This is a genomic window from Desulfobacter sp., assembly GCF_050177295.1.
Map to the genome: position 1 here is coordinate 1 of NZ_JBFXHE010000204.1, position 7778 is coordinate 7778.

Genomic DNA, 7778 nt, shown 5'->3' on the forward strand with positions numbered 1-7778 from the left:
TGTCTGAAATGCTATTGAAAAAATCTTGCCGGGTAAACGGCAAAACGATCCGAAGTATGGATCAATCTGCACTGGAGAGATTGCAGGCTTATCCCTGGCCGGGCAATGTCAGGGAGCTTGCCAATACGATTGAGCGGGCCGTAATTACAGCGACGGGTAAAGTGCTCATAGACAAGGATCTATCCCCCGGTATACTAAACTATAATCCGGACCAGAATACGCATGAAGGATTGGAATGTCTGGCTGAAATTGAAAAACAGCATATCCGGAAAGTCATTATGAACACGGTATCCCTTGACGAAGCGGCCAAAATACTGGGGATTGATCCTGCAACGTTGTGGCGAAAAAGAAAAAAATATCAGCTTGACAACATAACCGGACACTACTGAAAAATATTGACCTTTTTATTGCCTACTGCTAAAGATGTCTGGCCTGATAATGGACTGATCTTTTAATTTTTCAGAGACTTATTACCCCCGTTTCGCTCATTTTTATAACATGTTGTAATTAAAATAAAATATTAGTCTGACTTTTTAACGAGCAAATTTTTGGTATTAATAAATTCAAGTAGTTATGAGAAAATAAGCGAATTGTGGGTTATTAGAACGGACTATGTTTATTTTTTTATAAGGGGGCGTCAGCACGCAATCTATGGAAACCAGAACATCGATGGAGAAACTTCAGGAGAAGAGCCGGCAGGCCCTGGAAGGCGGAGGTGCGGGGAGGATCAAAAAACAGCACGAATCCGGCAAACTGACGGCCAGGGAGCGGGTTGACAAACTGCTTGATCCCGGCACGTTTGTCGAGCTGGACCGGTTCAAGGCCCACCGCTGCACGGATTTCGGCATGGAGGGGGAAAAGATCCCCGGAGACGGGGTGGTGGCCGGATATGGGCTTGTCAACAGCCGCCAGATCTTTGTGTTTGCCCAGGACTTCACCGTTTTCGGCGGATCACTGTCCCTGGCCCACGCTGAGAAAATCTGCAAGGTCATGGAAACCGCTATGAAAGTCGGCGCGCCGATTATCGGCCTGTGTGATTCCGGGGGGGCACGGATCCAAGAGGGCGTCATGAGTCTGGCCGGATATGCCGATATTTTCCTGCGGAACGTACTCGCCTCCGGCGTGGTTCCCCAGATTACCGCCATCATGGGCCCCTGCGCCGGTGGCTCGGTTTATTCTCCGGCCCTGACGGACTGGATATTCATGGTTCAAAATACCAGCAACATGTTCATTACCGGACCGGACGTGATCAAGGCCGTCACCGGTGAAATCGTCACCAAGGAAGACCTGGGCGGCGCCATGACCCACAACGCCGTCAGCGGCGTGGCCCATTTTGCCAGCCCCGACGATGCGGCCTGCCTGGCCAAAATCCGGGAGCTACTCGCCTTTCTCCCCAGCAATAATATGGAAGATCCGCCTCGCGTGGCCTGCGCCGACGACCCCGGCCGCCGGGAGGAGAAATTACGGACGGTGGTCCCCCAGAATCCCAACAAACCCTATGATATCCGGGACATCATTCATGCCAACGTGGATGACGGCTATTTCTTCGAAATCCAGGAATACTGGGGCGCCAGCATCGTTGTCGGCCTGGCCCGGATGGACGGGATGCCGGTGGGTATCGTCGCCAACCAGCCGGCCGTCATGGCCGGTGCCCTGGACATCAACGCCTCCATCAAGGGTGCCAGGTTCGTTCGTTTCTGCGACGCCTTTAATATTCCCCTGATTGTTTACGAAGACGTGCCGGGCTTTCTGCCGGGCATCAACCAGGAGCACGGCGGCATCATCAAAAACGGCGCCAAACTGATTTACGCCTTCTGCGAGGCTACGGTACCCCGCATCACCCTCATCACCCGCAAGGCATATGGCGGCGCTTACTGCGTCATGAATTCCAAGCATATCCGCGGCGACATCAACCTCGCCTATCCAACCGCCGAGATCGCCGTCATGGGTGCCGAGGGGGCGGTCAACATCATTTTCCGGGAAGAGATCAAGAAGGCCGGAGACGGGGCTGCCGAGAAAAAGCGGCTGGTGGCCGATTACCGGGATAAGTTCGCCAATCCTTACAAGGCCGCCGAGCTGGGCTATATAGACGACGTCATTGATCCGGCGGACACACGGCCGAAAATCATCGAAGCCCTGCGGATGCTGAGGAACAAACAGTCAACCAACCCGCCCAAGAAACATGGGAACATCCCCCTGTAGAAAGGAAAACGAGTATGTCCTGGGAAAGTGTTCTGGAACTGATCAAACAAATTCTCGTCACCCAGACGGGCATCCCTCACATGACCGGCGGCGCGGCTCTGATGCTGTGCGTAGGCCTGGTCTTCATGTACCTGGCCATCGCCAAGGAATTTGAACCCCTGCTGCTCCTGCCCATCGGCTTCGGGATTTTTCTGGTGAATTTTCCCCTGACCCCGCTCATGGGGCAGACCGAGCACGGCGCTCCCGAGCTGATCCGGTTTTTCTATCACTACGGGGTGGAATGGGAGATCATCCCCTGCGTCATCTTTCTGGGTCTGGGCGCCATGACCGATTTCGGTCCCCTGATCGCCAACCCCAAGACCCTGATCATCGGCGCCGGCGCCCAGTTGGGTGTGTTTGTGACCTATGTCGGTGTTCTTTTTTTCGGTTTTACCTTAAAAGAGGCCGCCTCGGTCGGCATCATCGGCGGGGCTGACGGTCCCACCACCATTTATCTGACCGCCAAGCTGGCCCCCCATCTGCTGGGGGCCAATGCCGTGGCCGCCTATTCCTACATGGCCATGGTGCCCCTGATCCAGCCGCCCATCATGAGGCTGTTTACCACCCCGGAACAGCGGCGGATTAAAATGCGCCAGCTCCGGGCGGTCTCCAAAAGGGAAAAAATTATTTTTCCCCTGGTCGGAGCGACCCTGATCGTTCTGTTGATTCCGGCGGTGGCGCCTCTGATGGGCATGTTCATGCTGGGCAACATCATGCGGGAGAGCGGCGTGGTCAAACGACTGGCCGACACGGCGGAAACTGACCTGATGAACATCGTCGTCATCTTTTTAGGGGTTTCGGTGGGTGCCACCATGAAGGCCGAAACCTTCCTGACCTGGAAGCCCTTGTTGATCTTCGCCTTCGGCCTGTTAGATTTTGTCATCTGCACCGTCGGCGGGATACTGACGGTCCAAATCATGAACCTTTTCTCAAAGGAGAAGATGAATCCCCTGATCGGTTCGGCCGGCGTTTCGGCCGTGCCCATGTCGGCCCGGGTTTCAAACACAGAGGGACTGAAGGCGGATCCCACCAATTTTCTGATCATGCACGCCATGGGGCCCAACCTGGCCGGAGTCATCGGCTCGGCGGCGGCGGCGGGCATGTTTATTGCCATGTTCCAGTAGGAGGTCGGAATGAAAAAGATACAAAAAGCCTCTTTCCTCAGCACTGGCCTGTGCGTTCTGATCCTCCTTGGATTCACGCCTGCTCTGGCTGCCTTTGGTGAGGATGTGGAAAAGCCCAAGCCTGTTTTCACCCGGGACGGAGACGCCGTTACCGCCAAACTTCTGCCCCGCGGAAAAAGTACTTCGGTGACGGTTCGGTTCGCAGCCGACAGCGGTAGAGTCGCGGATGTTCAGGCCGTGGATTTTGCATCGGTAAAGGACGACGGGATAGACCGCAAGGACTTCCGCTGCGACTTGTTCTCTGTTCTTCTGGAAAATATCTCCCCCGGCGACGAGGTCACCCTAACCGCTGGCTCGGACTTTTTTTCCAGTTCTACCCGGTTTTTTCTCTATAATTCCGGTGCCTCTCCGGCCTGGACCGACACTGGAGCAAATCAGAAGGCGTACCCGGATCGCGTCCGCGAGCTGGCCTTCACCATCCGGGACGGCGGTCCGTATGACACTGACGGCGCGGCCGACGGAAAGATCCTGCTGATCTGCGGTCCCTGCGACTCTTTCTGGGGATATGCCATCGGAACGCTTTTTATCCGCTTCTTCGGCGTTTTCCTGGTACTGGGCGTGTTGATGTTCGGCATGATCGTCTGCGGCAAGATCTTTGAATCGGCCTACAAGCGCAAAGCCGCCAAAGTTGAGGAAACAAAGCTGCAACCGACTGTTTCAGCACCGAGACCGGTCTCAGCAGCGTCTGAAATGGAGCCGGAGATGGTGGCCGCTGTTGCGATGAGGTCTGGAAACGCCAGATATCAATGTATCCGAACTGAAATGGAGCCGGAGATGGTGGCCGCTGTTGCCATGGCCCTTCATCTGGAGATGTCCGGACCCGTCAGTATAAAATCTGAACTCGGCGCGGAGGATAATCAGAACGCCTGGAGCCTGTATGGCCGCCAGAAGATCATGAGCGACCGGATGCAGGCATTTAAACGCCATTTTAACGCCTAAATGCAAAGACAAAGAAACCCAAATGAAATACGCTATTTCCATAAAACAAAAAGAATATGAGATCGAAATCGGTGCCATCAGCAATGGAACCGCTCAGGTAACAGTCAACGGCTCCCCCTATCAGGTGCAAGTGGAAAAACAAGCCGACCGGCACATTCCCGCGTCGGCGGTACCCCCTCCAACCCGAACTCCGGCACCGGCAGCCGTTTTCGCCTCCGGAACCATCACGGCACCTATCCCCGGGTTAATTGTTGACATTCTGGTCAGCGTCGGAGATATGGTTAAAGCTGGCCAGGTGGTCGTAGTCATGGAAGCCATGAAAATGGAAAACCCCCTGATCACCACTATTGACGGCCAGGTCAAAGAGATCTGTTTGCAGAAAGGCGCCCAGGTCGCCACCGGCGCGGTTATTCTATTGGTCGGATAACCGCGTTTTTTTTGGGTACGGAGACAGCGCTAAACCGGATCGCGCCGATGCATTTTAATTAACATGAGTAAACCTCCGGCTTTGCCTTGGAGACTCTCAGAGTTTGACGGGCCTGATCCTTTTATCGAACAAAAATACGTCGGGTCGCTATCCGACGATTGCTGCGGGAAAGGGTTCGACTACCATGACGGATCTGCTTTTATTCTGGGTTGATTTTGTTCTGCATATCGACCGGCATCTGGGAGAGATCATCAGAAATTATGGAGCAATTTCATATGTCATTCTCTTCCTTATCGTCTTCTGTGAAACCGGCCTGGTGGTAGCTCCCTTTCTGCCGGGAGATTCCCTGCTGTTTGCCGCCGGCTCTTTCGCGGCCATAGGGGCCTTTAACGTGGTTTGGCTGCTGGTGATTATTTCCGCCGCCGCCATCCTCGGCGATACGATCAATTACTGGATCGGTCGGGCCGCCAGTCGGAGGGTCTTCTATTCGGAGAATGTTCGCTTTCTAAACAGGAAGCACTTGGAGCGGACCCATGAATTCTATGAACGCCATGGCGGAAAGACCATCATCCTGGCCCGGTTCATTCCCATTATCCGCACATTCGCGCCATTTGTGGCTGGCATGGGCCGAATGACCTATTGGCACTTCATTGCCTACAATCTCATAGGCGGCATCATATGGCCGGTCGTTTTCATACTGGCGGGATACTTTTTTGGCAACCTGCCCGTGGTCAAGGAAAATTTTTCCCTGGTACTGCTTATCATTATTCTTCTCTCGGTCATGCCGCTTGTTATCGAATTTTTTCGGTTCCAGATGGGAAAAAAACGGAACGGATTAAAATAAGGTTTTTAATCAGGTAGTCAAGACATCAGGCAGTCAAGACTCGTGCAAAGTGCAATGCGGTTTTATTGCAAAATTCAAGGGTTTTGAATTGAATAATTTTAAATTGGTGCCGAAATAAAGCCAACATTTTGTAAATAAAGTAAAAAAACATCAAGGCATTCTTTTTGCTCAGTTCCAGGGTTATGCTCCCTGGCATAGATGGGTATCGATTAAAAATCAGGAGGGATGTATCAATTGCTTTTACTCAAAATGATGGCTGATATGACATTAAAAAAGAAAATTCTGACCGGGTACGGTGTGGCCTTTACCCTCATGGGACTTGTGGTCGCATGGTCAGTCGCCAATCTCGTCTCCCTGGGCAAAGCCTCGGATGCAATCCTGAGTGAGAATTACAGAAGCATCCTGGCTGCGGAAAAAATGGTGGATGCCCTGAAACGTCAGGACAGCGGAATTCTTCTGATCTATATTGGAGACTCGGAAAGAGGGAACTTGCAGTTCAGGGAGAATGAAGCCTTGTTTCTGGAATGGCTGGCCCGGGCCAAGGATAACATCACCATTACGGGGGAGGCGGATCTGGTTCGTGAGATTGAGGCTGGATACCGGGCTTACCGGTACGGCTTTTCCCAATGGACCGATTTAAAGGTTCGGCCCACCTCAGTGTTCGCCTTATACCGGAAATCCGTTTATCCCCTGTTCACAAAGGTGAAGGACGCCTGTATCGGCCTGCGCCGGCTCAATGAGGACACTATGTATGCCGCCAGTCTAAAGGCCGGTGTTGTGGCCAACCGGGCGATTTGGTCCACATCGTTTGTGGCGGGTGCCGCATTGGTTGTGGCCCTGATCTTCAGCCTTTTTCTCGCGGAACGGGTGGTACGGCCGATCCGGGGCTTCATGGCGGCCTCAAGAAAGATCTCGGCCGGGGACTACGCCGTACAGGTACCTGTGGAAACAGACGACGAACTGGGAAGCCTGGCCAGGGAGTTCAACGAGATGGCGACAAAGCTTCTCCGGTATCATGAGATGAATATCGAGCAGATCATCGCTGAAAAAAACAAGGGAGAGGCCATACTCTCAAGTATTGAGGACGGGTTGGTGGTGTTTGACATCAATCTCAACATCACCAGCATCAACCCTGCTGCAAGGGAAATGCTGGGGGTAACCCTGGCGGAGACGGTCTCGCTGCAATGCCCGGATATCCTGCCTGATTCAAAGCTATGCGACCTGATCCGGGAAACGCTCGAAACCGGCTCCCATCCGAGTATTCCGGAGGATGACCGGATGGTTGTCCTGACTGCGGGTAACCGGATCCGGCACTGCCTCTTTTCGGTTACCGCCATCCTGGGCAGGGATCGCCATCTTTCTGGAATCGTGCTTCTGCTACGGGATGTAACCCGGCTCAAGGAGGTTGAACAACTCAAAAGCGAATTTGTCATGGCCGCATCCCATGAGCTGCGCACCCCTCTCACCAGCCTGGGAATGAGTGTAGACCTTCTGCTGGAACACGCTGACGGTGCGCTGAAGGAAAAGGACCATGATCTCCTTCGGGTCGCCCATGAGGAGGTCCTTCGCATGAAAGCCCTTGTCAATGATCTGCTGGATCTTTCAAAGATCGAAGCCGGCCGGATTGAAATGGAATATGACAGTGTTCCGGTCGTGACCCTTTTCGATCATGTCCGGACGGTTTTTAAAGGTCAGCTGGATATGAAGGAGGTTGACTTGGTGTCGCATATTCCCAGTGAACTGCCCAGGGTCCGGGCGGACGCAAACAAGATCACCTGGGTCCTGACCAATCTGGTTTCCAACGCCCTCCGTTATCTGGGCAGGGGCGGGCGCATCGCGCTTCGGGCCCAGAGAATCGGGCCGAATGTCCACCTGTCTGTTCAGGACAATGGGCCGGGAATCCCCCAGCCCTATCAATCGAAAATATTTCAGAAATTTGTTCAGGTTAAAGGCCGGGAACCAGGAGGCACCGGTCTGGGGCTTGCCATTTGCAAGGAGATTGTAAGAGCCCATGCAGGCGCGATCTGGGTGGACTCGTCCCCGGATACAGGAAGTACGTTCACCTTTACCTTGCCCATAAATCAATAGGAGAATGCAATGAAAACAAAATCCATACTGATCATTGATGATGAAAAAAATATCC

7 protein-coding genes are annotated in these 7778 nt (G+C 53.4%); all 7 read left to right on the forward strand.

From position 1 onward, the window contains the following. On the forward strand, positions 1-389 hold a 389-nt coding region (locus AB7U36_RS14235; RefSeq protein ID WP_428160401.1), incomplete at its 5' end, for a helix-turn-helix domain-containing protein. 280 nt (positions 390-669) lie between these two features. Beyond that, on the forward strand, positions 670-2202 hold the full coding sequence (locus tag AB7U36_RS14240; RefSeq protein ID WP_428160402.1) for an acyl-CoA carboxylase subunit beta: 1533 nt from the start codon (positions 670-672) through the stop codon (positions 2200-2202). A gap of 14 nt (positions 2203-2216) precedes the next feature. Then, positions 2217-3365 carry a sodium ion-translocating decarboxylase subunit beta gene (locus AB7U36_RS14245; protein WP_428160403.1) on the forward strand — a complete coding sequence of 383 codons (1149 nt, stop codon included), beginning with the start codon at positions 2217-2219 and terminating at the stop codon, positions 3363-3365. A 9-nt stretch (positions 3366-3374) separates the two neighbouring features. Beyond that, a complete protein-coding gene (locus AB7U36_RS14250) occupies positions 3375-4364 on the forward strand; it encodes an OadG family protein (protein ID WP_428160404.1) in 990 nt (329 codons plus the stop codon). Positions 4365-4386: 22 nt separating this feature from the next. Beyond that, positions 4387-4791 carry a biotin/lipoyl-containing protein gene (locus tag AB7U36_RS14255; protein ID WP_428160405.1) on the forward strand — a complete coding sequence of 135 codons (405 nt, stop codon included), beginning with the start codon at positions 4387-4389 and terminating at the stop codon, positions 4789-4791. A 184-nt stretch (positions 4792-4975) separates the two neighbouring features. After that, the gene (locus tag AB7U36_RS14260) at positions 4976-5635 is read left to right on the forward strand and encodes a DedA family protein (protein WP_428160406.1); all 660 of its coding nucleotides are present in this window, start codon (positions 4976-4978) and stop codon (positions 5633-5635) included. Between the two features lie 234 nt (positions 5636-5869). After that, complete coding sequence (locus tag AB7U36_RS14265) at positions 5870-7723, forward strand: ATP-binding protein (protein ID WP_428160407.1); 1854 nt, start codon at positions 5870-5872, stop codon at positions 7721-7723. Positions 7724-7778 lie beyond the last annotated feature (55 nt).

What these genes read in the sequence shown, in the direction of transcription:
- AB7U36_RS14240 (WP_428160402.1), top strand. Translation starts at nt 670, where the DNA reads ATGGAGAAACTTCAGGAGAAGAGCCGGCAGGCCCTGGAAGGCGGAGGT.
- AB7U36_RS14245 (WP_428160403.1), top strand. Translation starts at nt 2,217, where the DNA reads ATGTCCTGGGAAAGTGTTCTGGAACTGATCAAACAAATTCTCGTCACC.
- AB7U36_RS14250 (WP_428160404.1), top strand. Translation starts at nt 3,375, where the DNA reads ATGAAAAAGATACAAAAAGCCTCTTTCCTCAGCACTGGCCTGTGCGTT.
- AB7U36_RS14255 (WP_428160405.1), top strand. Translation starts at nt 4,387, where the DNA reads ATGAAATACGCTATTTCCATAAAACAAAAAGAATATGAGATCGAAATC.
- AB7U36_RS14260 (WP_428160406.1), top strand. Translation starts at nt 4,976, where the DNA reads ATGACGGATCTGCTTTTATTCTGGGTTGATTTTGTTCTGCATATCGAC.